The sequence below is a fragment of the Parageobacillus caldoxylosilyticus NBRC 107762 genome, assembly GCF_000632715.1.
Taxonomy (GTDB): Bacteria; Bacillota; Bacilli; order Bacillales; family Anoxybacillaceae; genus Saccharococcus; species Saccharococcus caldoxylosilyticus.
In genome coordinates, this window is the sequence record NZ_BAWO01000012.1 from 1 (window position 1) to 24,486 (window position 24,486).

At 43.8% G+C, this 24,486-nt stretch carries 31 protein-coding genes, 1 riboswitch and 1 other annotated feature; of the genes, 14 read left to right on the forward strand and 17 right to left on the reverse strand.

Annotated features, from left to right (window positions below; translation table 11 throughout):
* Positions 1-186: 186 nt before the first annotated feature.
* Positions 187-412 (reverse strand) — a binding site (T-box leader).
* A gap of 98 nt (positions 413-510) precedes the next feature.
* The 5 genes from GCA01S_RS04980 to GCA01S_RS04995 all read right to left on the reverse strand — a co-directional run bounded on the left by GCA01S_RS04980 (position 511) and on the right by GCA01S_RS04995 (position 2,328).
* Positions 511-1,095, reverse strand: a complete 585-nt coding sequence (locus GCA01S_RS04980; protein ID WP_042407741.1) for a DUF2087 domain-containing protein — start codon at positions 1,093-1,095, stop codon at positions 511-513.
* A 110-nt stretch (positions 1,096-1,205) separates the two neighbouring features.
* Positions 1,206-1,361: a hypothetical protein gene (locus tag GCA01S_RS21445; RefSeq protein WP_375781794.1), complete on the reverse strand. Its 156-nt coding sequence runs from the start codon at positions 1,359-1,361 to the stop codon at positions 1,206-1,208.
* On the reverse strand, positions 1,346-1,777 hold the full coding sequence (locus GCA01S_RS04985) for an MFS transporter (protein WP_052510021.1): 432 nt from the start codon (positions 1,775-1,777) through the stop codon (positions 1,346-1,348). Before GCA01S_RS04985 ends, GCA01S_RS21445 begins: the two co-directional genes overlap by 16 nt.
* A 105-nt stretch (positions 1,778-1,882) precedes the next feature.
* The gene (locus tag GCA01S_RS04990) at positions 1,883-2,050 is read right to left on the reverse strand and encodes a hypothetical protein (RefSeq protein WP_042407744.1); all 168 of its coding nucleotides are present in this window, start codon (positions 2,048-2,050) and stop codon (positions 1,883-1,885) included.
* A gap of 14 nt (positions 2,051-2,064) precedes the next feature.
* Complete coding sequence (locus GCA01S_RS04995) at positions 2,065-2,328, reverse strand: YtzC family protein (protein ID WP_042407747.1); 264 nt, start codon at positions 2,326-2,328, stop codon at positions 2,065-2,067.
* 158 nt (positions 2,329-2,486) lie between these two features.
* Between GCA01S_RS04995 and GCA01S_RS05000 the strand changes: the two genes are divergently transcribed.
* Positions 2,487-3,458, forward strand: coding sequence for a TIGR01212 family radical SAM protein (locus tag GCA01S_RS05000; protein WP_017434897.1), 972 nt, complete (start codon positions 2,487-2,489; stop codon positions 3,456-3,458).
* Positions 3,455-4,027, forward strand: coding sequence for a class I SAM-dependent methyltransferase (locus GCA01S_RS05005; protein WP_017434896.1), 573 nt, complete (start codon positions 3,455-3,457; stop codon positions 4,025-4,027). Before GCA01S_RS05000 ends, GCA01S_RS05005 begins: the two co-directional genes overlap by 4 nt.
* Positions 4,028-4,042: 15 nt before the next feature.
* Here the strand turns inward: GCA01S_RS05005 and GCA01S_RS05010 are convergent, their stop codons facing one another.
* A complete protein-coding gene (locus GCA01S_RS05010) occupies positions 4,043-5,143 on the reverse strand; it encodes a tetraprenyl-beta-curcumene synthase family protein (protein ID WP_042407751.1) in 1,101 nt (366 codons plus the stop codon).
* Between the two features lie 32 nt (positions 5,144-5,175).
* Positions 5,176-5,967 carry an alpha/beta hydrolase gene (locus tag GCA01S_RS05015; RefSeq protein WP_017434894.1) on the reverse strand — a complete coding sequence of 264 codons (792 nt, stop codon included), beginning with the start codon at positions 5,965-5,967 and terminating at the stop codon, positions 5,176-5,178.
* A gap of 82 nt (positions 5,968-6,049) precedes the next feature.
* Between GCA01S_RS05015 and GCA01S_RS05020 the strand changes: the two genes are divergently transcribed.
* Together GCA01S_RS05020 and GCA01S_RS05025 are read left to right on the forward strand one after the other, a co-directional pair.
* Positions 6,050-6,571, forward strand: a complete 522-nt coding sequence (locus GCA01S_RS05020; protein ID WP_017434893.1) for a gamma carbonic anhydrase — start codon at positions 6,050-6,052, stop codon at positions 6,569-6,571.
* Between the two features lie 45 nt (positions 6,572-6,616).
* Positions 6,617-7,459 (forward strand): C39 family peptidase, encoded by an 843-nt coding sequence (locus GCA01S_RS05025; protein WP_017434892.1) that lies wholly within the window; start codon positions 6,617-6,619, stop codon positions 7,457-7,459.
* Here GCA01S_RS05025 and asnB read toward each other — a convergent pair.
* Together asnB and metK are read right to left on the reverse strand one after the other, a co-directional pair.
* On the reverse strand, positions 7,456-9,366 hold the full coding sequence (asnB, locus tag GCA01S_RS05030; RefSeq protein WP_042407803.1) for an asparagine synthase (glutamine-hydrolyzing): 1,911 nt from the start codon (positions 9,364-9,366) through the stop codon (positions 7,456-7,458). The genes GCA01S_RS05025 and asnB overlap by 4 nt on opposite strands.
* Positions 9,367-9,566: 200 nt before the next feature.
* Positions 9,567-10,781, reverse strand: a complete 1,215-nt coding sequence (gene metK, locus GCA01S_RS05035; protein WP_017434890.1) for a methionine adenosyltransferase — start codon at positions 10,779-10,781, stop codon at positions 9,567-9,569.
* A gap of 160 nt (positions 10,782-10,941) precedes the next feature.
* Positions 10,942-11,056: riboswitch (SAM riboswitch) on the reverse strand.
* A gap of 184 nt (positions 11,057-11,240) precedes the next feature.
* On the opposite strand from metK, the gene pckA reads away from it, so the two are divergent.
* Complete coding sequence (gene pckA, locus GCA01S_RS05040; RefSeq protein WP_042407753.1) at positions 11,241-12,827, forward strand: phosphoenolpyruvate carboxykinase (ATP); 1,587 nt, start codon at positions 11,241-11,243, stop codon at positions 12,825-12,827.
* 31 nt (positions 12,828-12,858) lie between these two features.
* On the opposite strand, the gene GCA01S_RS05045 is transcribed toward pckA, so the two are convergent.
* Complete coding sequence (locus GCA01S_RS05045) at positions 12,859-13,101, reverse strand: DUF2584 domain-containing protein (RefSeq protein WP_017434887.1); 243 nt, start codon at positions 13,099-13,101, stop codon at positions 12,859-12,861.
* A gap of 29 nt (positions 13,102-13,130) precedes the next feature.
* A complete protein-coding gene (locus GCA01S_RS05050) occupies positions 13,131-13,919 on the reverse strand; it encodes an alpha/beta hydrolase family protein (protein WP_017434886.1) in 789 nt (262 codons plus the stop codon).
* Between the two features lie 93 nt (positions 13,920-14,012).
* Here GCA01S_RS05050 and GCA01S_RS05055 point away from each other — a divergent pair, with 93 nt between their 5' ends.
* The 3 genes from GCA01S_RS05055 to GCA01S_RS05065 are packed head-to-tail and all read left to right on the forward strand — an operon-like array spanning position 14,013 to position 16,595.
* Positions 14,013-15,011, forward strand: a complete 999-nt coding sequence (locus tag GCA01S_RS05055) for an ABC transporter substrate-binding protein (protein ID WP_042407755.1) — start codon at positions 14,013-14,015, stop codon at positions 15,009-15,011.
* Between the two features lie 17 nt (positions 15,012-15,028).
* The gene (locus GCA01S_RS05060) at positions 15,029-15,802 is read left to right on the forward strand and encodes an ABC transporter ATP-binding protein (RefSeq protein ID WP_042407757.1); all 774 of its coding nucleotides are present in this window, start codon (positions 15,029-15,031) and stop codon (positions 15,800-15,802) included.
* Positions 15,780-16,595, forward strand: a complete 816-nt coding sequence (locus GCA01S_RS05065; protein WP_375781793.1) for an ABC transporter permease — start codon at positions 15,780-15,782, stop codon at positions 16,593-16,595. Before GCA01S_RS05060 ends, GCA01S_RS05065 begins: the two co-directional genes overlap by 23 nt.
* Here GCA01S_RS05065 and ytkD read toward each other — a convergent pair.
* From ytkD to GCA01S_RS05085, 4 genes are all read right to left on the reverse strand, one after another.
* The gene (gene ytkD, locus GCA01S_RS05070; RefSeq protein ID WP_042407808.1) at positions 16,592-17,071 is read right to left on the reverse strand and encodes an RNA deprotection pyrophosphohydrolase; all 480 of its coding nucleotides are present in this window, start codon (positions 17,069-17,071) and stop codon (positions 16,592-16,594) included. The genes GCA01S_RS05065 and ytkD overlap by 4 nt on opposite strands.
* Positions 17,072-17,161: 90 nt before the next feature.
* On the reverse strand, positions 17,162-17,497 hold the full coding sequence (locus tag GCA01S_RS05075; RefSeq protein WP_042407760.1) for a hypothetical protein: 336 nt from the start codon (positions 17,495-17,497) through the stop codon (positions 17,162-17,164).
* 73 nt (positions 17,498-17,570) lie between these two features.
* On the reverse strand, positions 17,571-17,966 hold the full coding sequence (locus GCA01S_RS05080; protein ID WP_017434880.1) for a phage holin family protein: 396 nt from the start codon (positions 17,964-17,966) through the stop codon (positions 17,571-17,573).
* Positions 17,967-18,089: 123 nt separating this feature from the next.
* Positions 18,090-18,530 (reverse strand): Dps family protein, encoded by a 441-nt coding sequence (locus tag GCA01S_RS05085; RefSeq protein WP_017434879.1) that lies wholly within the window; start codon positions 18,528-18,530, stop codon positions 18,090-18,092.
* 209 nt (positions 18,531-18,739) lie between these two features.
* Here GCA01S_RS05085 and ytzI point away from each other — a divergent pair, with 209 nt between their 5' ends.
* A complete protein-coding gene (gene ytzI / locus GCA01S_RS05090; RefSeq protein ID WP_081160488.1) occupies positions 18,740-18,877 on the forward strand; it encodes a YtzI protein in 138 nt (45 codons plus the stop codon).
* 32 nt (positions 18,878-18,909) lie between these two features.
* Here ytzI and GCA01S_RS05095 read toward each other — a convergent pair whose 3' ends face one another.
* Positions 18,910-19,383 (reverse strand): S-ribosylhomocysteine lyase, encoded by a 474-nt coding sequence (locus tag GCA01S_RS05095; RefSeq protein ID WP_017434878.1) that lies wholly within the window; start codon positions 19,381-19,383, stop codon positions 18,910-18,912.
* Between the two features lie 160 nt (positions 19,384-19,543).
* Between GCA01S_RS05095 and yidD the strand changes: the two genes are divergently transcribed.
* From yidD to GCA01S_RS05115, 5 genes are all read left to right on the forward strand, one after another.
* Positions 19,544-19,789, forward strand: a complete 246-nt coding sequence (yidD, locus tag GCA01S_RS05100; RefSeq protein ID WP_042407764.1) for a membrane protein insertion efficiency factor YidD — start codon at positions 19,544-19,546, stop codon at positions 19,787-19,789.
* A gap of 330 nt (positions 19,790-20,119) precedes the next feature.
* Positions 20,120-21,304 carry a GTP-binding protein gene (locus GCA01S_RS05105; RefSeq protein ID WP_042407767.1) on the forward strand — a complete coding sequence of 395 codons (1,185 nt, stop codon included), beginning with the start codon at positions 20,120-20,122 and terminating at the stop codon, positions 21,302-21,304.
* Positions 21,305-21,401: 97 nt separating this feature from the next.
* On the forward strand, positions 21,402-22,334 hold the full coding sequence (locus tag GCA01S_RS05110; RefSeq protein WP_017434875.1) for a metal ABC transporter substrate-binding protein: 933 nt from the start codon (positions 21,402-21,404) through the stop codon (positions 22,332-22,334).
* 158 nt (positions 22,335-22,492) lie between these two features.
* Positions 22,493-22,654 (forward strand): DUF1540 domain-containing protein, encoded by a 162-nt coding sequence (locus tag GCA01S_RS19200; RefSeq protein ID WP_070104515.1) that lies wholly within the window; start codon positions 22,493-22,495, stop codon positions 22,652-22,654.
* 89 nt (positions 22,655-22,743) lie between these two features.
* Positions 22,744-22,947 carry a hypothetical protein gene (locus tag GCA01S_RS05115; protein ID WP_042407771.1) on the forward strand — a complete coding sequence of 68 codons (204 nt, stop codon included), beginning with the start codon at positions 22,744-22,746 and terminating at the stop codon, positions 22,945-22,947.
* Positions 22,948-22,965: 18 nt separating this feature from the next.
* On the opposite strand, the gene GCA01S_RS05120 is transcribed toward GCA01S_RS05115, so the two are convergent.
* Positions 22,966-24,441: an o-succinylbenzoate--CoA ligase gene (locus GCA01S_RS05120; RefSeq protein WP_042407774.1), complete on the reverse strand. Its 1,476-nt coding sequence runs from the start codon at positions 24,439-24,441 to the stop codon at positions 22,966-22,968.
* Positions 24,442-24,486: the final 45 nt, after the last annotated feature.

Here is a 24,486-nt window from a genome sequence, read left to right on the forward strand (position 1 = left end):
AATCCCTCATGTCTCACCTGCTGTGAAAGACATCCCGTGGATCGCTGTTAGCGACGGCTCCTGTCGTGCACCATTCCTTCCATCGGTTAGTACACGACAGCGATTTTAGTAACCAGGTCTACACCTCCTATCTTTTTTCTAGTAAACATTGTTAACAAAAGCGAAAATAAAAAAACCTCTCAGCCCAAAAGGGACGAGAGGTGCCATTCCCGCGGTACCACCCTTCTTAGCATGCAAAACTGCATGCCCACTCTCATCATTAACGCAGATTCACGGCGGACATTACGAGGCGAAAGCCGCTCATGCCCGCAACTCCGAGGCGAGTTCGTGAACAAACTTCGGTTGACTCGCACCGACCGTCAACTCTCTGCCGTCCGTTTGGTTCACTACTACTCCTCTTCACCGTTATTTACCAATATTGTTCGTGTATAATATTTTAAAAAATTTGTCGGTTTATTGCAAGTGGGGAAAATGGAGCTTATATGCCGTTCATATCCTCACGTAACGGTGTCATCCATCTATTTTATGCCACATTTCCCGCGGATTCAGCTCATAGATGCCGTTTTCGCGATACATATAGTTATTCATGATCCATTCGCGGCGAATGGTCGCGTAATCCTCATGGAACTTTTTAATATGCTCATTGATTTCTTTTTCTGTATACTGTTTTCCCGGCTGAAGCCCTTTCAGCATATGCTCAAGCACAATCAATTTTTTCTTTCTTTGCGCTGGAATATTTTTTAAACGGCCATCGCTTGTAAAAAAGTTTTCGATGACTTTTTGACGCTCAGCTGCTTTCTCTTTCATCTCTTTTTTCACCTCATTTTGTTCAGCCAAATCAAGCAATGCATACGCGTAATGCTTTACGACAGACGGCTGTAAATAAAAATAAATGATGTTTCCATCGCGCCGTTCACAAACAATGTTCATGTCGCGAAGTTTTTTTAGATGGTGGGTAATCGTTGCCGGAGTCAATCCGAGTTTCCCAGCTATTGCTTGACCGTGCAGCGGTCCTTGCGAAAGCATTTTTATAATGCGAAGACGCGTTGGGTCACCAATCGTCTTAAAAAATGTCACTAAACGATGAAGCTGCATGACTACACCTCTATATTTGATGGTTATCTAATTAGATTTATATCAAATTAGGTGTTTGTCGTCAATCTCCCATATTTTTCATACATAAAAAAATGGAGTAGAAAACATGTCTACCCCACTATAACCGTCTGTTTCTCCTTGTTTTGCTTCTTTGGCAAGTTCCGATCATAGAAGAACGTCGTGACAAGCGAAAGCACAGAAAAGAAAACAAGCGCGGCGAATAGCGGTTTCATGCCAGCGTAATCAGCGATCAAGCCGCCGAGCACAGGTCCGATCGTTCTGCCTGCCGTGGCCGTGCTGTTGACAAATCCCCCTCCGGCCAAATCGCTCCCGCATACGCAGCCGCTACTGGGAATACAATCCCGCTTCCCATCCCGATGATCGTTAAAAAGATGACGTAATGCGGCCAGCCATGAAAGAAAACAAGACCAACGAGCACAGCCATCGTCGCGACAATTCCGATCATCATCGATTTAAAACCGCCAATTTTATCAAACAATAACCCTCCGACTAAGTTCCCAGCTACACTTGCCCCGGAGTTGAGCATGAGCACCATTCCAGCGACAGAGAGTGATTTGCCAAGCTGTTCATGAACGTAAATCGTATTCAGCGGCCACAAAAAAGAAGCCCCTGTCACATTCATGGCCATGCCTACCATTAATACCCAAAGCACACGGGGCATATGGATACGTACATCCCCCTTCAATATTTCGAGTACCAAAACAATTGTATGGATTCTACGAAAAAAGGCAATAAAAATGAGCTTGCCGAGGATTCGACAAGCTTTTTACTCTTCGACATGCTGCTTTGATTTTTGCGGCTGTCCGCCTGTTTGTTCATATGCTTTTTTCGCCTGCTTTACCGGATCAAAATCTTGGCCGAATTCGAGATCGTTATTATTTATTCCGTTTCTCGTTTTTTGTTCCGGGTTGTTTTGTTTCGACCGTTTTTTCACGACATACCCTCCCCTTAACGATCAAGTAAAATCATTTGATTTTGCAGCTGCTCAAGCTGCAGGCGCATCCGATGCAATTGTTCGCGCTGTTGGGCGTTACAGCTGCGCGCTAAATGCGCCAAATCGTTGACGGTGCTCTCCAGCATTTGCTGCGCCTCTGTATATTCCGTTATGTTATAATGCTCTTGCTTTTGTGCTTCCGTGTATTGCTCTTTCGCATAACGAATGACATCTTCGCAATGCTGCAAAAATTCTTCAACCGATTGCCGCGTTGCCATTTCTTTTCCCTCCAACCGTATGATCGCTTGCCTCATTGTTTAGTCTGTGCATTTTATTTTCCGCTTATCACGTTAATGATTGGTAATAGTCGATTTTTTCCGTCAATCGTGATACAATGCTGAAATGATACGATTTTACAAACAAGGAGGGAACTGTGTTGGCACAGTTCAACCCATTTCCATATACAAACGACCATAAGCGTTACCATACGTGGAATTATCATCTGCGACAAACGTTCGGGCATAAAGTGTTTAAAGTCGCGCTTGACGGCGGCTTTGACTGCCCGAACCGTGACGGAACGGTGGCGTATGGCGGCTGCACGTTTTGCAGTGCGGCTGGATCGGGTGATTTTGCCGGCAATCGCGCTGATGATTTGGTGACACAGTTTCATACAATTAAGAAAAAAATGCATCAAAAATGGAAAGAAGGGAAATATTTGGCCTATTTTCAGGCATTCACAAACACGCACGCACCGGTAGAAGTATTGCGGGAAAAATATGAAACCGTCTTAAACTTAGACGGGGTAGTCGGATTGTCCATTGCCACGCGCCCGGACTGCCTTCCTGACGATGTTGTGGAATATTTGGCGGAGCTGAACGAGCGTACGTATTTATGGGTCGAGCTCGGTTTGCAGACGGTTCATGAACGGACTGCCCTGCTGATTAACCGCGCTCACGATTTTCAATGCTTTGTCGACGGTGTTGAAAAACTGCGCAAGCACGGAATCCGCGTCTGTGTGCATATTATTAACGGACTGCCGCTTGAAGATTACGAGATGATGATGGAAACGGCAAAAACGGTAGCCAGCATGGATATACAAGGAATCAAAATCCATTTGCTCCATTTATTAAAAGGAACGCCGATGGTAAAGCAATATGAAAAAGGATTGGTGCAATTTCTATCCTTTGAAGAATATGTAAACCTTGTCTGCGACCAATTGGAAGTATTGCCGCCGGAAATGATCGTGCACCGCATCACGGGCGATGGCCCGATCGATCTCATGATCGGTCCGATGTGGAGCGTCAATAAATGGGAAGTATTAAACGCCATTGACGCCGAACTCGAGCGCCGCAACAGCTATCAAGGGAAGTATTACAAAAAAGAAGAAAAAGAAGTGGTCGGGCGATGAAATTGGTGAAAATTCTTCCATTTACACGGGTATTAATGGACATGGCGGTAAAAGAAGGAGACATCGCCGTCGATGCCACGGTCGGAAACGGACATGACACACTTTATTTGGCAGAGCGCGTAGGGGAGAAAGGCCACGTATTCGGTTTTGACATTCAACAGGAAGCGATTGCATCGACATCCGCTCGTCTTCAGGAGCATCATTTGCTCGAGAGGGTAACGTTGTTTCAGGCAAGCCACGATCAATTGATCGAAAAAATCCCTGATGTCTATCACGGGCACATCGCCGGCGCGATATTTAACCTCGGCTACCTTCCCGGCGGTGACAAACGGATTGTGACAAAACCGGAGTCAACGATCCGCGCCATCGAACAATTGCTGCAGATCATGAAAAAAGAAGGAATCATCGTCCTCGTCGTTTACCACGGTCATCCGGAAGGCGCCATCGAACGGGATGCGCTTCTGCATTACGTCAAGGCAATGGATCAACAGCATGCTCACGTATTAAAATATGAATTCATCAATCAAAAAAACAATCCCCCGTTTATTCTTGCCATCGAAAAACGGTAAAGAGGCTGTCCCCCTTTAGGAAAGAGACAGCCTCTTTTGCTTCAAAGACGATGAAAGCTTGTTTTGCCATAAGCGATACGCTCTTCCGTTCCAGTAAAAAAACCAAGAAACGGCCCCGCCTGCACGGACAAGCTTCCTTGCAAGACGGCGAAGCTCCCGCTGTTTTTTCACTTTTTCATCCGATAAATATAGACCGAGAAGGCCGCGGTGAATAAGGCGGTGGAACTCTCCGTGCGGCAATGCATTCACATGGCGGTCGGCTTCTTTAATAAAATGGCATAACCGTTCCAATAAAACAGACTGGCTTGGATAATAAAAACAGAAATTCAAATCTCCGCCTAACCGGTCTTCTTCCTGGTCAATCAAATAATCAAGCAAAATATGCAGCCCTTGTATATACGGAAAATAACCATCGCGTATTTGTTTGGCCATTTCCGCTTGAAATGTTTCGCTGAAGGCGTAAGCAACTAAACAAAAAATACCTAACGTAGAGCCGGAGCAGGCGGAAAACTCATACCATTCCATCGGCGGAAGCTGATCTTTATATTGTTTAAACCATTTTTCCAGGCGCGGCACGCGCTCCTCGACGTGCACATGTTTATGCACCTGCAAATCGCAATAATATCCCGCCAGTTCGTGCAAAAATGGCACAATTTTATCGTAATGGACTGCTTTTTTCAAAACGTTTTGGCACGTGCGGACAAGGTCGTGCAAATAGCCGCCATCATCTTGTTCTTGGCGGTGGCGGTAATAATTCGCCACGTCGGCATCAAGCGATAGGGCAGCCGGCATCGATTCATGAAGGGCGCGGAAATCAAGCGGATCTAGCGACGTGCTTCGGTCACATAAATTATCCAAGTAATCGCTGATCGTTTGATACGCGACAATAAAGCGAATGCACTCTTCCATGTCCTCTCCGGCAAGCAGCGATAAAATGGCACCGCCCTCGCAATGAAACGTTTTTGTTGCAATGCTGGCCAATGCTTGTCTACGCAGCTCCGGGTCGGGAATACGCTCCGCTTTTTGTTTCCAATAAGCCAATTCGCGGTGTACAACGGGAAAAACGTCACAATATACTTTTTTCATTAATGTGATCGGATGCGTCGGTATTTTCAACAGGCTCACCTCAGATGCAGGAATGACATGATTTAACGATATAGCTGGCATTGTGTATCTAAAAATGATTTGGCGTAGAAAAAAACATCTTCCCGCTCCGGTTCATTAAAAATTTCATGGTATAATTGACTCCATTCTTTATACATTTTTTCCGAAATGGATAAACGATCAAACCATTCTTTTACTGCCTTTTTATCGACAATTTTATCGTCACCGCCCTGCATAAGCAGCAACGGAATATCAGGAAATTTCGCAATATGGTGAAACGCCAATTCCATCGCTTTCACCAGTTCGCGATACCAGCGGACAGATACTTTCGTCACATACAGCTCATCCTGTTGAGCGGTCTTGTGCACTTCTTTATTTCTTGTTACTAGTTCAACAGACAAACCTGAGTCAAATAAAAGGGAAGGAGCGATATGATTCAATACTCTAGAGAGCAGATCAATCCCCTTGGACGGATGCGACACAAGCCCCAAACAAGGAGAAGATAAAATAACTCCACGGATCGGAAGACGTTTTTCCTGCAAGGTGCGGATTACTACAAGCCCTCCCATGCTGTGTCCAAGCAAAAATATTGGCACATGAAATTGTTGTGCTTCTTCAACCCACTCTGCCACTTCATTAATATATTCGTCAAACGATTGAATATGTCCACGTTTTCGCCGCGTTGTCCTTCCCTGGCCCGGCAAGTCTCCGGCGACGACATGATAGCCGCTTTGGACCAACTGCTCGATCAGCCATTGATACCGTCCGTGATGTTCAACCGCTCCGTGGACAATGACCACCGTTCCTTTTCCATCATTTGCCTCCCATTTCCACATGGCCAAATCTCCTCCATTTACGAATCGTGCCAATACTTGTACAATAATAATACCGAACCATTTTAGGAAAGGAAAGAAGCGTATGATTTACCCGTATAAAGGAAAAATTCCAAAAATCGCCGAATCTGCCTTTATTGCCGATTATGTCACCATCACCGGCGACGTTGTGATCGGGGAAGAAACAAGCATTTGGTTCAATACCGTCATTCGCGGCGATGTCGCCCCTACGATCATCGGCAATCGCGTCAATATTCAAGATAACTCAATTTTGCATCAAAGTCCAAATAATCCGCTTATCATTGAAGATGATGTCACCGTCGGACATCAAGTCATTTTACATAGCGCCATCGTCCGTAAAAATGCGCTAATCGGCATGGGCTCGATTATCCTTGATGGGGCGGAAATTGGCGAAGGGGCGTTTATCGGCGCCGGCAGCCTTGTTCCGCCAGGAAAAAAGATCCCGCCACATACCCTTGCATTTGGCCGCCCCGCTAAAGTCATTCGCGAACTGACCGATGAAGATGTCCGTGAAATGCAGCGAATCCGCCGCGAGTATGTAGAAAAGGGACAATACTATAAGGCTTTGCAGCTAAAACAAGGATAATCGTTCCTTATTCATTGTAATTCCGATTAATGAAGGAGTAACGTTATGTCTACCGTCTTACTTCTTTTCATCATTGCTATCGCATTGTTTATTATATTTTTCCGAACAAAAGCATTATCGAAATCGGCACTTGTTTCTCTTTTTATGTTTTGTCTTCTCGCAGCACTGTTGCTCAATCAAGAAATGAGAGCAGCGATCGCACATTTAAAACAATCTTATTTAGCAAGGGAAGAAACACTGATAGAGAATGTTATTTCTCCTTCTGCTGAAAAGAAAATCAAACCTTCTGTGCTGCTTGATGTGCCAGTCATTCGCCAACTTCCCGAATTGCCGCGCGGTTGCGAAGTAACGAGCTTGGCAATGCTTCTTGAGGACGCCGGTGTACAAGCCGATAAACTGACGCTTGCTAAACAAATAAGAAAAGACCCCACTCCGTTTCAGCGAAAAAATGGCAAAGTGTATTTTGGCAATCCAAACAATGGCTTTGTTGGCGATATGTACTCACTCACCACACCAGGCTTAGGTGTGTATCATAAGCCAATTAAGCAACTTGCTGAAACGTATCTACCCGATAGAATCATTGACTTAACAGGAAGCGACTTTTCCGTGTTGCAGCAATATCTTTCGAAAGGAGTACCGATTTGGATCATTACCAACAGCACGTATAAAAAACTGCCGGAATCCGCTTTTCGCGAATGGGAAACGCCGAGCGGACCAATTAAAATTACGTATTACGAGCACTCCGTTGTAATTACAGGATATGACCAAGATTTTATTTATTTCAACGATCCACTTACAGGCGAAAAAAATAAAAAAGCACCCAAGACCGATTTTTTGGCTGCTTGGGTGCAAATGGGAAGACAAGCCATCACCTATCAACCTGATTAGCTTAATAGGAGGTGCTTGTCTTCTTTATATGCTTTTTTATATAGGTTGGAAAAATCATATTTTTTTTCGATATATACTTGGTGCCAAATCATAAAGACTAGCACAGTCCAGATTTTCCGGCTATGATCCGCTTTATTGGCGCAGTGCTCCTCTAACAGGCGATATAGCACATCTTTATGGAACAAGTGATCCGTTTCACTTTCTTTGATAACGGTTTTCGCCCAATCGTACATTTCATTTTTCAGCCAATGGCGAATTGGTACTGGAAAACCAAGCTTCTTGCGGTGAAGAACATGATCGGGAACAATGCCTTCTGCCGCTTTGCGTAAAATGTATTTCGTTGTATTATTAGCCGTTTTCATTTCCGGTGGAATTTTTGCTGCCACTTCAAAGACGGCTTTATCTAAAAACGGAACGCGCAATTCCAACGAATGTGCCATTGTCATTTTATCGGCTTTTAGCAAAATATCCCCGCGCAACCATGTATGAATATCAATATATTGCATACGGTTGACAGGAGGATAATGAGTGGTTTCCTCATAAAATGGACGGGTAATGATTGTATATTCCAGTCCGCGCTTGTATGCTTTTAGCAAGTTCTCTTTTTCTTCTTCGCTATACATTTTTGCGTTTCCTATATAGCGTTCTTCCATCGGCGTTAACCCGCGCTCGATAAAGCTTTTCCCTTTTACCCCTTCTGGAAGAATGCGGGCGATGATGCGCAATGCCGATTTCGCCGCGCCAGGCATCCACTCAAACATTTTTAATGACTGTGGTTCACGATAAATGTTATACCCTCCAAACAGCTCATCCGCTCCTTCTCCAGAAAGAACAACCGTTACATGCTTTCTTGCTTCGCGGGCGACGAAATAAAGCGGAACAGCCGCTGGATCGGCAAGCGGATCATCCAGATGCCAAATGATTTTCGGCAGCTCTTCCATGTATTCTTCTGGCGAAATAACATAGCTGATGTTTTCCACCCCTAATTTCTCAGCCGTTTCTTTCGCTACCTCAATTTCGCTAAATCCTTCTCTTTCAAAGCCGACCGAAAAAGTTTTAAAGTTTGGATGAAATTGTTTGGCAATCGAAGCAATGAGCGAAGAATCGATTCCGCCGGATAAAAAAGAGCCAACCGGCACATCGCTGCGCATATGTACCCGCACGGAATCAAACAAAACATCGCGAATCTCTTTGACGAATTCATCTTCCGATTTCCATACTGGCTGAAACCGCGCTTTCCAATAACGGTGTACCGTTAATGGTTCACCGACTTTCTTTTTGATGTAATGACCCGGCTCTAATTTATTAATGCCAACGGACATTGTCATTGGCTCAGGCACGTATTGATATGTTAGGTAATGCTGAAGCGCGTCATAATCGAGAACATTGTTTTCCATCGCATGCAAGATGCTTTTCTTTTCCGATGCAAAAAACGTCCGCCCTTCTTCTTCAAGATAGAAAAATGGTTTAATGCCAAATGGATCACGTGCGGCAAAAATCGTTTTTTCTTCTTTATCCCAAATGACAAATGCAAACATGCCGCGAAGCTTCTCTACCGCTTTTTCTCTTTCATGACTATATAGCGCAATAATCACTTCCGTATCAGAATGTGTGGCAAATTCGTATCCCTTCGCACACAACTCTTCGCGTAGCTCAATATAGTTATAAATTTCTCCATTAAAAATAATCCAATATCGCTCGTTTGCGTACGATAACGGTTGATGACCCCCTTCTAAGTCGATGATGCTCAACCGACGAAAGCCAAAATGGACATAGTCATCGAAAAAATACCCCTCGTCGTCTGGACCACGGTGCGTGATCATATTATTCATTTCTTCAAACGTTTTCTTCCATTGCTCGTCTAGCATTTTTGGATGATCATAAACACATCCAATAAACCCGCACATGTGTATTTCACCCATTTCTTTATATTCATTCAGCATGCTGATTATATCATAGATTTGAAGCAATAAAACTATAAAATTTCCTTTTTTTAAATAAACCGTTAACATATCGATTGCAAAACCATTGAAATAACTTAATCTGCTTTTTTGAACAAAAAAAGAGAGCTACAGTTGCTGTAACTCTCCTTTCCATATTCATTAATTTATTGTTGCTTCGCCAAGGAAAAAGCTTGCTCTTTCAATGTTTCTGCTTTATCCGTGCGCTCCCACGGCAGGTCGATATCCGTGCGTCCAAAATGGCCGTAAGCAGCCGTTTGCTTGTAAATCGGACGGCGCAAATCTAACATTTTAATAATGCCTGCCGGGCGCAGATCAAAGTTGTTGCGCACGACTTCAATTAAAATGTCTTCCGATACTTTTCCTGTGCCAAATGTGTCAATGGAAATCGAAACCGGTCTTGCTACCCCGATCGCATAGGCTAGCTGCACTTCGCACTTATCGGCAAGTCCTGCCGCCACGATATTTTTCGCGACATAACGGGCCGCATATGCTGCAGAACGGTCTACTTTTGTCGGATCTTTTCCAGAGAACGCGCCGCCGCCGTGACGGGCATAGCCGCCGTACGTGTCTACAATAATTTTCCGTCCTGTTAAACCTGCATCCCCTTGAGGTCCGCCGATGACAAATCGTCCTGTCGGGTTAATAAAGTATTTTGTGTTTTCATCGATGAGCTCGTTTGGCACAACCGGCTTAATGACATGTTCTTTAATATCGCGTTCAATTTGCTCTTGCGTAATTTCCGGATGATGCTGTGCGGATACGACAATCGTATCCACGCGTACTGGTTTGCCGTTTTCGTCATATTCTACCGTTACTTGTGTTTTGCCATCTGGACGTAAATATGGCAAAATATCCTTTTTCCGTACTTCAGCCAAACGACGGGCTAAACGATGCGCCAAAGAAATCGGAAGCGGCATTAATTCTTTCGTTTCATTGCAGGCAAATCCAAACATCAGCCCTTGGTCTCCGGCACCGATCGCTTCGATTTCCTCGTCAGTCATCTGACCTTCACGAGCTTCTAACGCTCGATCGACCCCCATCGCGATATCCGGCGACTGCTCGTCAATCGATGTCAACACGGCGCATGTATCCGCGTCAAAACCGAATTTGGCGCGCGTATAGCCGATTTCGCGAACCGTATCGCGAACGATTCTTGGAATATCCACATATGTCGATGTCGTAATTTCTCCGCTTACGAGCACAAGCCCTGTTGTCACGCTCGTTTCGCAGGCGACACGAGCATTCGGATCTTTTTCTAAAATCGCATCTAAAATCGCATCGGAAATTTGGTCGCAAATTTTATCCGGATGACCTTCTGTTACAGACTCTGAAGTAAATAAACGTCTTTTTTTTGACATTCGGCATTTTCCTCCTCTTTCCTTAATCAAACATCAAAAAATGATGATGCCGCAAACGGCGGGCGATACGGTACTCATTTCCCTTATTTCATTTTCTCATATAAAAAAACCTTTCCTGTAACGGTGAGGAAAGGTCATTGCAATCGTATTGCTCCTTTCACTCTTATCGTTCAAGGACATCGCCTTGCCACAGGTTAGCACCATTTCACATGTTTCCAGTTGTGACGGTTGCTGGGCTTCATTGGGCCTGTCCCTCCACCAACTCGGGATAAGAGTATCCGTTCAATGACTTATCTTATCGTAATGAAACGGGAAAAGTCAACAAAATATGACGAATTTTTTTTGAAAAAAAAAGGAAAAATAAATAAAATAAATCGTCATAAATAGTATGGACTAATAACAAAAATGTGTTATACTATTTGCAGAGATTATTTAAATAAAAAAAGGCAGGTTTTGAACATGGGGATCGCAAAAATGACCAATAAACTTTCATTATTATTGCAACAACCAAACGTATTTCATAATTTATCGGTAGCCCAGCTGGTGGAAAAAGTGTTGCAGCGAAAGGAAGGCCAGTTAACAGCTACTGGGGCGGTAGCGGTAACAACAGGAAAATATACAGGACGCTCGCCGAAAGATAAATACATTGTCGAAGAAGCCGCAACGAAAGAAAAAATCGATTGGGGAACCGTCAATCAGCCAATTTCGGAAGAAGTGTTTGAAAACTTATATAATAAAGTGCTTGATTATTTAATGAAACAAGATGAGATTTTTGTCTTTAAAGGATTTGCCGGCGCTGATTCTAAATATCGTTTGCCGATTCAAGTTATCAACGAATTTGCTTGGCACAATTTATTTGCCCATCAATTATTTATTCGCCCAAGTGCAGAGGAATTACAAACACACGAAGCGCAATTTACGGTGATCTCTGCTCCAAATTTCAAAGCAGATCCTGCGGTGGACGGAACAAGATCAGAAGCGTTTATTATCATTTCTTTTGAACGCCGCATCGTATTAATTGGCGGCACAGAATATGCTGGCGAAATGAAAAAATCGATTTTCTCGGTGATGAACTATTTGCTTCCGGAACAAGGGATTCTTTCTATGCATTGCTCGGCCAACGTCGGCAAAGAAGGAGATGTTGCATTATTTTTCGGGCTGTCGGGAACGGGAAAAACGACGCTTTCCGCTGATCCAAACCGCCGCTTAATCGGTGATGACGAACACGGCTGGTCAAACCGCGGCATCTTTAATATCGAAGGCGGATGCTATGCGAAATGCATCAACCTATCCCGCGAAAAAGAACCGCAAATTTTTGACGCCATTGGGTTCGGAGCAGTGCTTGAAAACGTGGTGGTTGACGAACAGACAAGAATGCCAGATTACGATGATGCGACATTAACGGAAAATACGCGAGCTGCTTATCCGATTCAGGCCATTGCCAATATCGTGGATCCAAGCGTCGCCGGCCACCCATCAACGATTATTTTCTTAACCGCAGACGCGTTTGGCGTATTGCCGCCAATTAGCAAACTGACGCGCGAGCAAGCAATGTACCATTTCTTAAGCGGCTATACGAGCAAGCTCGCCGGCACCGAACGGGGAATCACTTCTCCGCAAGCTACGTTCTCTACTTGCTTCGGCGCTCCATTTTTGCCGCTCCCGGCCGTGCGCTATGCGGAAATGCTCGGCAAAAAAATCGTTGAACATAACGTGCGGGTATTCCTCGTCAACACTGGTTGGACCGGCGGGGAGTACGGAGTCGGCAGCCGCATGAAGCTGGCCTACACGCGCGCAATGGTGCAAGCAGCAGTCGAAGGAGAACTGGACAATGTCGAAACAGTGAAAGACCCTATTTTCGGCTTGGCCATTCCGCTTCATATTCCAGGAGTGCCAGATGAAGTGCTGCAGCCGCAAAATACATGGGCGGATAAAAATGCATATGAACAAAAAGCAAAAGAGCTGGCCGCAAAATTCCGCGCAAACTTCCAAAAATTCAAGCATATTGCACCGGAAATTGAATCGCTTGGAGGTCCGCTTGTATAATCGAAAAGGAGGGAGCAATTCCCTCCTTTTTTTAATTCGTTGAATGCAAGGCGACAAGCTCATACGTGACAATCGTCCGATTATCGGCAAGTTCTAGTTTTTTCACCACCGCTTGACCGCTCGCTTCGCTTTGCAGCGTTCTTCTAACCTCTAGCGGAATATCAAGAGGATAAAGGCGATATCCTTCTTTTTCTAAAATAAACAAATTATCTTTTACGCGCCTTTCTTTTCCTTTTGTGACAATCAGCGTTTGCAGCTCCAGCGGCATGCCCATTGCAACACACCCCTTTTCTTTTTATCGTATCATACATTCGGCTGACTTTTCATCCATTCTGTCAACCGCCTTACGGTCTCGCGATTTTCTTTTGGTGGAAAATAATGCGTAAAATGTGGAAAATACCATGTTGTCACTTGCTTATTTAATTCTTTCAGTCTTTTCTCCAGACGATACGCATGCTCAATCGAAACATTGCGGTCTTTTTCCCCATGAATGATTAAGACAGGAGCATGAATTTTCTCCATTTCGTATAATGGCGTCCGCCAGCGGTATCGCTCTGGATATTTTGCAGGTGTGCCGCCGATGACCCGCTTCATCATTCTCCGCAAATCTTCCCGCTCCCAATAGGTAAGCGCTACATCGGATACTCCGCCCCATACCGCAACAGAACAAACCCGCGGCTCTAAAATCGCCGTATGCAGCGCCATCGCTCCCCCGCGGGAAAAACCAAAGACATGAATCCGCTTTTCATTCACGTTTGGATGCTGCTGCAGCAGCCGAAACGCGGCAAGCGCATCATAGCGGTCTTCCCCAGCAAAATCTTCATTTCCTTCCCCACCTTGGTTGCCGCGGTAAAACGGCGCCATCACGACAAATCCGTACGCGGCAAACTGGGTAATGCGCGCCAGACGTACTTTCCCGACATTTTTAATGCCGCCGCGCAAATATAAAAAACCGTCATACACTTCAGACGCTTTCGGTATGGCCAAAAAGCCTTTTATTTTTAATCCTTGGCATAAATAGGTGACAAGAAATACATCAATATGCGGATTGGGGGAAGGAAAGCGATATTGCTCGACAATATATCCATCCATCACCATTTCCTCCTTTCCATTAGGCATTCACACATTTTTTTTGCTTGCATACGATAAGGTGGAAGTAAGTTACTTGTTAAGGAGGCTGCCTGCATGAAAAAAATGGCCATAATGTCGCTTTTTCTCTTTCTCCTTATTATTCCTCTAGCCGCTTGCGGACAACAAAAAGAGGAGGAAGTAAAAAAGATACGGCTTGCGGAAGTGACCCGCTCCATATTCTATGCCCCGCAATATGTCGCCCTGGCAAAAGGATTTTTTAAAGAAGAAGGATTAGACATAGAACTCACCACCACGTGGGGCGGCGATAAAACGATGACTACCCTTCTTTCCGGCGGAGCCGATATTGCCCTTGTCGGATCGGAAACATCGATTTATGTCTACAGCCAAGGCACAAACGATCCAGTCATTAACTTCGCGCAACTCACACAGACAGACGGGACATTCCTCGTTTCCCGCCATAAAATTGACAACTTCAGTTGGGATCAGCTGAAAGGAAGCACCTTTCTCGGCCAGCGCAAGGGCGGCATGCCGCAAATGGTCGGCGAATTTGTGCTGAAAAAACACGGCATTGATCCACATAAAGATTTAAACCTTATTCAAAATGTTGATTTTGCTAATATCGCCAACGCTTTTGCCAGCGGCACGGGCGATTTCGTCCAGCTTTTTGAACCAACGGCAAGCATTTTTGAACGGGAAGGAAAAGGATATATTGTCGCCTCATTTGGCACGGAATCCGGCCATGTGCCATATACCACTTATATGGCAAAACAAAGCTTTATCCATAAAAATAAAGATGCGGTTGAAAAATTTACACGCGCTATCTATAAAGCGCAGCAATGGGTAGAGTCGCACAGCGCGGCGGAAGTAGCAAAAGTGATTCATCCTTACTTTAAAGATACGGATCTTTCCATCATTGAAAAAGTCGTTGACCGCTATAAAAGTCAAGGCACCTATGCTACGAATCCGATTCTCGATGAAAAAGAATGGAATAACTTGCAAAATATTATGGACGAAGCAGGCGAACTGCCGAAACATATCGATCATAAAACACTTGTCGATAATTCATTTGCTGAAAAAGCGATGGCTAAATAACGAAAGCGGGTGAAAGGATGAGCTTTTTAGTCGTCGACCGCGTTTCCCACACTTATTTTACCGAAAAAACTGCCGTGACGGCCCTTGAAAATATCTCTCTGACCGTAGAGAAAGGAGAAATTGTCTCCTTTCTCGGCCCTAGCGGCTGCGGCAAAACGACGTTGCTTTCCATTATTGCCGCCTTAATTGAACCGACGGAAGGAGCGGTATTTATTGAAGGGAAAGAATTAGACCGCTTCCGTCCAACCGCAGGGTATATGCTGCAGCAAGATTATTTGTTTCCTTGGAAAACCATCGAAGAAAATATTTTGCTCGGTTTAAAAATCATGGGGAGATTAACGGAAGAAACAAAAAGACGAGCCCTTGACTTGCTTGCCTACATCGGGCTAAAAGGCGTCGAATCGCATTATCCAAGCCAACTGTCCGGCGGCATGCGCCAGCGGGCCGCACTTGTGCGCACGTTGGCGACAGACCCAAAAATGCTCCTGTTAGATGAGCCATTTTCCGCCCTTGACCAGCAAACAAAATTAAAACTGGAAGAGTTAGTATGGAAAACATTAAAAGAATACGGAAAGACAGCGGTGCTTGTCACTCATGACATCGGGGAAGCGATTGCGATGAGCGACCGTATTTTTCTATTCTCGGCAAAGCCGGGACGCATTATGCATACTTTTATGGTTCCTGATGAATTGCGGCGCTTATCGCCATTTGCCGCCCGTCAGCACCCTTCCTTTTCCGCGCTATTCCAATCCATTTGGAAGGAGCTGGATGAACTTGAAACAAACCAGTGAACGTATCCGGTCTCTCCATCAGCAATACATCGCTTCACTGAAAAAAGAAAAACGAGTTATTCGCCTGTTTCAGATCGTGATCTTTATCGCCTTTTTCATCTTATGGGAGGCAGCCAGCCGCTTTCATTGGGTCGATCCGCTCTTGTTTAGCTCCCCATCGGCAATTTGGAACCTATTTGTAGAAAAGCTCGGCGATCACTCGCTTTTGACCCATACGTTCGTTACACTGTTCGAAACCATATTGGGATTTATTATCGGCACGGTAGCCGGAGCATTGTTAGGAGCGTTGCTCTGGTGGTTCCCGCGCCTATCGAAAACGCTCGATCCATATTTAGTCGTCTTTAACGCCATGCCAAAAGTGGCGCTTGGTCCTATTCTTATCGTCGCACTCGGTCCGGGATTCACTTCTATCATTGCGATGGGGGTGATTATCTCTGTCATCATCACCACGATTGTTGTTTATTCTTCCTTCCAGGAAGTGGATGCGAACTATTTGAAAGTATTGCAAACATTCGGCGCCACCCGCTGCCAATGCTTCAAGGAAGCGGTGCTGCCATCCTCGTTCCCGACGATTATTTCGACGCTAAAAGTCAATGTCGGCTTGTCCTGGGTCGGCGTCATTACCGGCGAATTTCTCGTTTCTAAACAAGGGCTCGGCTATTTGATTATTTACGGATTCCAAGTGTTTAACTTTACATTAGTGTTAATGAGCCTGCTTGTCATTGCCCTGCTGTCAACCGTGATGTATCAGGTCGTCACCTTCATCGAAAAGAAATTGATAAAACATCGCTAGAGACGTTCATGGCAAGATAAAGAACGTCTCTTTATTTCTTCTAATGCCCGCGGAAGCACCTCATCTTTCATAATAAAACTAAACCGTTTATCTGTACGGATGTTTTCCGGCAGTGTCGGAAGCAGTACCGGACCGTTTGTTTCTAAATAGGACGGCTGCTTCACCATCGCGGCGATTTCCGCAAAATAGATGTTTTTTACCATATCCGGTTCGACTTGATATTGGCCGATATAAGTAAGCGAACGAATCAGCCCTCCTGTTTCTTCCTTCACTTCCCGAATCGCCGCTTGCTCCGGTGTTTCTCCCTTTTCTACTTTCCCGCCTGGAAATTCTAATCCGCGTCTTGGATGATCCGTTAAAAGCCATTGTCCATGGTAGCGGCAAATAATCCATACGTGGCCCGGATGCGCAGAAAACGGATGATCCGTAAACGACAGCCTCACTCGATTGCCATAATAGTCGAAAAACGTATACATGATTTCCAACAACCCCGTTCCTGTTTGTCTCTCTTTTCATTATACGACAAAATATTCATCAAAAAAGCCGCCAATATGAATGGCGACTTTTTATGAATCGAGCTCCTCTTCCGGAATAATGCCAAGCGAACGAATATGCGCTTTTGCTTCTTCATTTCCAAGCTTGTAAATCAGCTGATAGATTTTCATTAATGTTCTGTCGTAGGCATCATTCTCACGGTCGTAATGGTATTGCACATACGGAACGTGGGTGCGAAAAAACGCTTGCCAGTCTGTAGAATAGTTTTGGTCAAAATACTCCCGCAATTGAATAATTTCATCATCTGTCGCTTCAATTTGAAAATCCCATGGAGAAGCGGTTTTTACTTGCGAGATTTCTCCCGTTTCCATGGACACATAATACGTCTTTTTTTGCTGCTCCGCCACAGTTGTCATCTCCTTATGATCTTTCCTTTATTGTTTAGTGTGGGTGAAGGCAAAAAAAATTATGCTCAAAAAATCATTTTACTTCATCTTTGAACAATTCAATCGCCTTTCGCAAAACCGTAGGAATCGGAACACCCGCACGCCCGGCATTTTCCACAATAGAAATAAATTCATTCGCAATATAGAAAAAAATGATGATATCGCGAATAAAATGGTTACCCCAGCCAATGGCGGTATCTAATAAATGCGAAACAGCAACTAAAACAAAAATAAGCAGCTTGCGAACAATGCCACGGAAACCGACTTGACTGGATAGCTTCCCCTCCATCGCACTTGCAATCATTCCTGTGACATAATCGACAGCGACAAAACAAAGCAAAATAACAACTAATGAATCCACTCCTCCGATGAAAAACGAAACAACGGAGCCTGCCAGCGAAAATCCCAGCATTGACGTATATTTGTGCATGCTCCTCCCCCCTTAAACAAGTGAGCACTACTATCGTATGCAGAAAAGAGGGAAGGAGTATAGACAACTCTCTAAAAAACCAATCCTTCATCCACGAAGGAGTGATCGGTCAGTATCCATTTTTTAACGTCCAAGAAATGATTTTAGCATCCATACATGTTTTTCCAAACTTTTATAAATGCCAAGCAGCATATCTTCTGTCGCCTTATCACCTACTTCATCAGCAACCTGCATTCCTTCTTTTAATTCGCCGATCATTGTTTCAAAATCACTCACAATAGTCGCCACCATTTGTTCCGCCGATTCTTGCCCAGTCGCCTCTTTGACAGAAGCTTGTTCCAGGCATTCCTTCATCGTCGCCACCGGCGCTTCGCCAAGAGCAAGAAGGTGTTCGGCGAGATCATCAATATGATGTGCCGCTTCATCATATAGCTGTTCAAATTTTTCATGGAGTGTAAAAAATTGCGAACCCTTCACATACCAATGATAATTATGCAATTTAATGTAAAGAACACTCCAGTTGGCAATTTGCTTATTTACAATATCCGTTAATTGTTTTGACATATCCCATTCCTCCTCTAATATGGATGTACCCAATTTGGATAACCTCGAGATATATTCATAATCGAACTATATTATTTCCTAATTGCCTAATGTATATTTCTTACCAATAATTTTCAAATTTGTACCATTTGTTCATTCATCGTGCAAAGCGTCATCACACCAATGCGATGGCAATATGTTACAATGAAAAGAAAAATGGTGAATCCGCGATGTATCTCACTTTAGCGGTTTCATTGATCATTGTCGCACTCATTCTTGCTTTGGCGGTGATTACGACATCAAAAGCAGACGAATACAAGCATACGATCGACCCGCCACCTGAAGAGGATCATTCGCAAAATAAGTAAGGCTATCATCATGTTGATGATAGCCTTACCAATTATCCAAATACTTTCTTTAACTCTTCCTTATCTTGCTCCAACCAGAAGCGCATGAGCCGCTTTGCCCCTTCCAGGTCGTGCAGCTTCGCTTGCCCGCATTGCCGCTCTGTCGCCGCTGGGACTTCCGTTGCGTTTAGCGCATCTTTCATCGTTTCCTCAAGCAAATCAATGATTTCATCCACTGTCGGTGATCCGCTCACAACAAGATAAAATCCTGTTTGGCAGCCCATCGGCGAAATATCGATGATATCAAAATGATCGTACTTTTCTGCATGTTTACGCATCGTATAAGCGAGCAAATGCTCAAGAGTATGAATCGCAGCTGGCTGCATCGCTTGTTTATTTGGCTGGCAAAAGCGAATATCGAATTTATTGACGACACCATCGCTTCCAACTTTATGGACACCGCAATGTCTCACATATGGCGCTTTTACTGCGCAGTGATCCAACTCAAAACTTTCCACCGAAGGCATGTATATCACTCCTACTCTGTTTTCTCTTTTCATCATACACCGAAATCCGATTTTTTTCATCCTTTTTGTATAGATTGTCACAGGATACTATTATACGGTATTTGTTTCATATTTATGATACATTATGAATAGAATCATTTATTCGTTAGGTGTGTGGCAAATGGCAAAAAAATTATTGATTTTGTTCATCCGTTTTTATCAAATTTTTATTTCTCCGCTAAAACCGCCGACATGCCGATTTTATCCGACCTGCTCGCAATACGGCCTAGAGGCGGTGAAACGGTTTGGCGCCATTAAAGGCGGCTGGCTGACGATCAAACGAATTTTAAAGTGCCATCCATTCCACCCGGGCGGATTTGATCCTGTTCCGGAAAACAGCAAAATAGCAAGAAATCGTAAGCGGTAATGGATGATATGGCATAGCAATAAAATCTTTGCCTTTCATAGCGCTCCCTTTCACCGTCTACGAGAACGGGAAAAACATCTCATAACGCTATTATGCCTGATCTGTTTTTCGTTTAATTCCGTCAAAATAGAATTATTTTGAATGCACATAACAGAGTTTGGGCCGTTCATGAACGCCCACTCCCCTATTTTATTACATATATGTTATAAAATAGAAGTATTATCACCTATAAGGTCAGCATCACTGTTGCTGTTTGGCCCATTTTCTTGTATGATTAACCATATAAAATCGTAATGATTACGATTATTTATCGGAGAGGAGAAAATAACAATGAAAAGAATACCTGTTACTGTATTAAGCGGTTATCTTGGTTCAGGGAAAACGACGCTGCTCAATCATATCTTGCAAAATAGAGAAGGAAAGAAAATCGCAGTTATTGTGAATGATATGAGCGAAATAAATATTGATGCTGAACTGATTCGACAAGGCGGTTTTTCTCGCACCGAAGAAAAGCTGGTGCAAATTCAAAACGGCTGCATCTGTTGTACATTACGTGAAGATTTAATCAAAGAGGTGGAAAAACTAGTAGACGCTGGAAACATTGATTATATTGTCATCGAATCCTCAGGAATTAGTGAGCCAATTCCAGTAGCGCAAACATTTACGTACATTGACGAAGAGCTAGGAATTGACCTAACAAAAAAATGTCGCTTGGATACAATGGTTACAGTTCTCGACGCGAATCGCTTTTGGGCTGATTTTGTATCAGGTGAAAGCTTGCTTGACCGCAAACAAGCTGTTGATGAAACGGATACACGTGAAGTGGCGGACTTGCTGATTGATCAAATCGAATTTGCCAACGTTATTATACTAAATAAAGTTGACCTTATTAGTCCTGAAGATGCGAAAGAACTTGAAGGTGTGTTAAAAAAGTTAAACCCGGAAGCGAAAATTATACAAACGACATTCGGTCAAGTGCCACTGGACGAAATTTTAAATACCCATTTATTCGACTTTGAAAAAGCTAGTCAAGCTGCAGGATGGATTAAAGAATTGAATGAAGAACATACTCCAGAAACAGAAGAGTATGGCATCTCTTCGTTTGTTTATCGCAGAAGACGTCCGTTTCATCCAGAACGTTTCATGAATTGGCTTGAGAATTGGCCGGTTGAAGTTGTTCGCGCAAAAGGCTTTTTCTGGCTTGCTTCAAGAAATGACATGTGCGGTCTTTTATCACAGGCAGGAACATCCATTATGATTCAAGGAGCTGGTGAATGGGACGCTGTTTATCCGGAAACTGAACGTGAACAAATTCTGAAAGAAGATCCTGAGTTGCTCGCTAAGTGGGATGAGACATATGGAGATCGCATGACGGAACTCGTCTTTATCGGCATTGACATGAATCGCCAGGAAATTGAAACGTCTTTAGATGAGTGTTTGCTGACAGATGAAGAAATGAAACAAGATTGGGCAACATTTTTGGATCCTCTTCCTGAATTTACTGTTGCCCAATAAATTTATTATTTTAGTTCTCAAATCGTAATGATTACGATATAATAGCAAATGGCCTTATTGCGCCGCCTACATCATTCTAATGAGGAAGGGAATTGTTATGAAAATAAAATCACTACTTTTATCGCTACTGCTCGTTATATCTGGCCTTTTATATGGCTGCAGCGGAGAAACAAAGGAGCAGCAAGGCAAAAAAGACGTTTTAACGATTTATACGACCGTTTATCCGCTTCAAGACTTTACAGAAAAAATTGGCGGAAAATATGTACATGTACAAAGTATTTATCCTCCAGGTGTCGAAGCACATACCTTCGAACCCACAACCAAAACGATGAAGCAATTAGCTGATGCCGACGCATTTATTTATATTGGACAAGGGATGGAAAGCTTCGCCGATAAAGTAAAAGAAACATTAAAGAATGAACAGGTTCATTTTCTCGCTGCTACTAAAGGGATCGACTTGCTAGATTCTACTCATGAAGAGCACGAAGATGAACATGCGCATCACGGCGATAAAGACCCACACGTCTGGCTTGATCCGATTCGTTCCATCACTATAGCGGAAAATATCCGTGATTTGCTCATTGAACTAAAACCAGAAAAGAAAGAAACATTTATGAAAAACTTTGAAATATTGAAATCCAAACTGGAAAATCTTGATCAGCAATTCCAAACGGTCATAAAAGAATCGCCAAAAAAAGAAATTCTTGTAGCACACGCAGCTTACGGATATTGGGAAGACCGCTATGGCATTAAACAATTGAGCGTTTCCGGGCTTTCACCGACAAACGAACCATCTCAAAAAGAACTAGCTGAATTGATTAAAACAGCCAAACAACATCACATCAAATATGTCATTTTTGAGCAAAACGTCACATCCAAAATAGCAGAAATCGTCAAAAAGGAAATCGGTGCGGATGCATTGCGTTTCAATAATTTAGAGTCACGCACAGATGAGGACATAAAAGGAAATAAAGATTATTTTGACTTAATGAAGGAAAATATTTCTGTACTAAAAAAAGCGTTGCGATAAGGAGTTATCCTGCCTTTCTGAATGAGGCAGGACGCTTCTTTTTTGTCCGTATAAATGAAATATTTCAATAAAACTGTTGATTATTTCCTTCATAAATTTTTTGCAAACACCCAAACTAAAAACGTAGTTTATTTTCTTACTAACGGGGAGGAATAGAGATGGCAAAAGATGTTCTTTGTGAAGTAAGAAACTGCCATTATTGGGCCGAAGGAAACCGGTGCAGTGCGGAATCGATTTATGTCGTAAGCCATGCGGGGAAAATGGCGGCCGATTCGACGGAAACGGATTGCAAAACATTTGTCCCTGCGAACAACGCATAACCATTTTGATTGGATGCGCTGTCTTTTTGGCTTTTTAGCGCTAAAAGACAGCGCTTACATAGTTTATTTAAAAAGAGAGGCGACGTATTATGGCAAAAAGAGACAGCTTAATTAAAGCATTCAAAGAAGAAGTAAAACGGACGAATCCAATGACATTTCCGATCTGTGTCGACTCATTTACAAATTTATGGCAATATGAATTCGGATCCTTGGAAGATCTACCGCCGGAAGTGGAAAAATTGATTGCCCACCGAGCAATCGAATTAGGTTTAATGGACGAAGACAGATTTTAACAACGGGGCTTGTTCTAATCAAGCCCCGTTGTCATCGTTAGGTATAAGCGATTTTAACTGACGGCGCAACAATTTTTGCGACGCGTTGCGTGGAAGCTGGTCGACAAAATAAATTTGCTTTGGAACTTTATACTTGGCTAAACGTTCCTGGCAAAACTGTTTTAGCTGTTCAGCAGTGACAGAATAGCCGCTTTTTTGTTTGACAAACGCACATGGCACTTGTCCCCATGTTTCATCGTCGATTCCGGTTACTCCTGCTTCTTCCACCGCCTCATGGGAAAGAAGCACCGCTTCGACTTCCGCCGGATACACATTCTCCCCACCGGAAATAATCAAATCAGAACGGCGGTCTAATACGTATAGAAACCCGTCTTCATCAACATACCCGATATCTCCGGTGTAAAACCAGCCGTCCCGAATCGCTTCTTTTGTCGCCTCTTCCCGATGCAAATATCCTTTCGTCACATTTGGTCCTTTTACGACAATTTCCCCCGCTTCATACGGACGGGCCGGTTGCCCATCTTTTTCAATACGAAGCTGCGCAGGAAAAAGAGGTTTTCCTGCGGAACCGAGCTTCGTTAAACTATATTCCGGCGCCAATGTGACAATTTGTGATGCTGTTTCCGTCATGCCATATGTCTGATAAACAGGAATCCCCTTTTCTTTGCATGCCTCTAGCAGCGGCTTTGGGGCAGGCCCACCGCCAAGCAGCATGCAGCGAAACGTTTCTGGATACCGTCTTTCGCCAAGATCGGCAAGCATTTTTTGCAGCATCGCTGTGACGACGGACATGATCGTTACTTTCCCATCCATGATTAAATCATTTGCTTTTTGCGCATCAAAGGAAGGCATCACATACATGCCCATCCCGTATATGACGCTTCTCATCATAATCGACAAACCGCTGATATGAAACAGCGGAACAGCGGCTAGCCAGCAATCATTTTCATGCAACCCTAAATTTAAGGCCGAGCCGATGGCGCTCCACCAATGATTGCCGTACGTTTGCAATACTCCTTTTGGCTTTCCCGTCGTTCCTGACGTATACATAATGGTGGCGACATCATCGAAATGATAATGCGATTGAAACTCCACGTCTGTCTCCGGCAATGCCGCCAATTCGTTTATTGTCACCACGCGAATGTCTGACTTAACAAGATCTGCCAGCTTCTCATCGGCAATCACGCATACGGCACCGCTATCGTTTAATTGCCACACAAGCTCATGGGATGTTAAACGTATATTTTGCAATAGCGCGATGGCTCCGATATAATGAAGCGCATGAATCGTTTCCACCATCGCGATGCTGTTTCTCATCAGCACCGCGATGATATCCCCTTGGCGCACCCCTATGCCTGCTAATTGCCGCGCCCGTTTTACTACAGACTCGTGAAGTTCGCCAAACGTCTTTTTCTGCCATCCATCATCGACAGCAGGGCGTTGTGGCGTTAAAAAAGCGCGTTGTATCAACCAGTTTGGTATGACTGTTTGCATGATGACACTCTCCTTTTTTCCATAAAGAAACAGCTTGATGGAATA

What these genes read in the sequence shown, in the direction of transcription:
- GCA01S_RS04980 (WP_042407741.1), bottom strand. Translation starts at nt 1,095, where the DNA reads ATGCAGCTTCATCGTTTAGTGACATTTTTTAAGACGATTGGTGACCCA.
- GCA01S_RS04985 (WP_052510021.1), bottom strand. Translation starts at nt 1,777, where the DNA reads ATGCCCCGTGTGCTTTGGGTATTAATGGTAGGCATGGCCATGAATGTG.
- GCA01S_RS04995 (WP_042407747.1), bottom strand. Translation starts at nt 2,328, where the DNA reads ATGGCAACGCGGCAATCGGTTGAAGAATTTTTGCAGCATTGCGAAGAT.
- GCA01S_RS05005 (WP_017434896.1), top strand. Translation starts at nt 3,455, where the DNA reads ATGAAATTGGTGAAAATTCTTCCATTTACACGGGTATTAATGGACATG.
- GCA01S_RS05015 (WP_017434894.1), bottom strand. Translation starts at nt 5,967, where the DNA reads ATGTGGAAATGGGAGGCAAATGATGGAAAAGGAACGGTGGTCATTGTC.
- GCA01S_RS05020 (WP_017434893.1), top strand. Translation starts at nt 6,050, where the DNA reads ATGATTTACCCGTATAAAGGAAAAATTCCAAAAATCGCCGAATCTGCC.
- GCA01S_RS05025 (WP_017434892.1), top strand. Translation starts at nt 6,617, where the DNA reads ATGTCTACCGTCTTACTTCTTTTCATCATTGCTATCGCATTGTTTATT.
- asnB (WP_042407803.1), bottom strand. Translation starts at nt 9,366, where the DNA reads ATGTGCGGGTTTATTGGATGTGTTTATGATCATCCAAAAATGCTAGAC.
- metK (WP_017434890.1), bottom strand. Translation starts at nt 10,781, where the DNA reads ATGTCAAAAAAAAGACGTTTATTTACTTCAGAGTCTGTAACAGAAGGT.
- pckA (WP_042407753.1), top strand. Translation starts at nt 11,241, where the DNA reads ATGGGGATCGCAAAAATGACCAATAAACTTTCATTATTATTGCAACAA.
- GCA01S_RS05045 (WP_017434887.1), bottom strand. Translation starts at nt 13,101, where the DNA reads ATGGGCATGCCGCTGGAGCTGCAAACGCTGATTGTCACAAAAGGAAAA.
- GCA01S_RS05050 (WP_017434886.1), bottom strand. Translation starts at nt 13,919, where the DNA reads ATGGATGGATATATTGTCGAGCAATATCGCTTTCCTTCCCCCAATCCG.
- GCA01S_RS05055 (WP_042407755.1), top strand. Translation starts at nt 14,013, where the DNA reads ATGAAAAAAATGGCCATAATGTCGCTTTTTCTCTTTCTCCTTATTATT.
- GCA01S_RS05060 (WP_042407757.1), top strand. Translation starts at nt 15,029, where the DNA reads ATGAGCTTTTTAGTCGTCGACCGCGTTTCCCACACTTATTTTACCGAA.
- GCA01S_RS05065 (WP_375781793.1), top strand. Translation starts at nt 15,780, where the DNA reads ATGAACTTGAAACAAACCAGTGAACGTATCCGGTCTCTCCATCAGCAA.
- ytkD (WP_042407808.1), bottom strand. Translation starts at nt 17,071, where the DNA reads ATGTATACGTTTTTCGACTATTATGGCAATCGAGTGAGGCTGTCGTTT.
- GCA01S_RS05080 (WP_017434880.1), bottom strand. Translation starts at nt 17,966, where the DNA reads ATGCACAAATATACGTCAATGCTGGGATTTTCGCTGGCAGGCTCCGTT.
- GCA01S_RS05085 (WP_017434879.1), bottom strand. Translation starts at nt 18,530, where the DNA reads ATGTCAAAACAATTAACGGATATTGTAAATAAGCAAATTGCCAACTGG.
- ytzI (WP_081160488.1), top strand. Translation starts at nt 18,740, where the DNA reads ATGTATCTCACTTTAGCGGTTTCATTGATCATTGTCGCACTCATTCTT.
- GCA01S_RS05095 (WP_017434878.1), bottom strand. Translation starts at nt 19,383, where the DNA reads ATGCCTTCGGTGGAAAGTTTTGAGTTGGATCACTGCGCAGTAAAAGCG.
- yidD (WP_042407764.1), top strand. Translation starts at nt 19,544, where the DNA reads ATGGCAAAAAAATTATTGATTTTGTTCATCCGTTTTTATCAAATTTTT.
- GCA01S_RS05105 (WP_042407767.1), top strand. Translation starts at nt 20,120, where the DNA reads ATGAAAAGAATACCTGTTACTGTATTAAGCGGTTATCTTGGTTCAGGG.
- GCA01S_RS05110 (WP_017434875.1), top strand. Translation starts at nt 21,402, where the DNA reads ATGAAAATAAAATCACTACTTTTATCGCTACTGCTCGTTATATCTGGC.
- GCA01S_RS19200 (WP_070104515.1), top strand. Translation starts at nt 22,493, where the DNA reads ATGGCAAAAGATGTTCTTTGTGAAGTAAGAAACTGCCATTATTGGGCC.
- GCA01S_RS05115 (WP_042407771.1), top strand. Translation starts at nt 22,744, where the DNA reads ATGGCAAAAAGAGACAGCTTAATTAAAGCATTCAAAGAAGAAGTAAAA.
- GCA01S_RS05120 (WP_042407774.1), bottom strand. Translation starts at nt 24,441, where the DNA reads ATGCAAACAGTCATACCAAACTGGTTGATACAACGCGCTTTTTTAACG.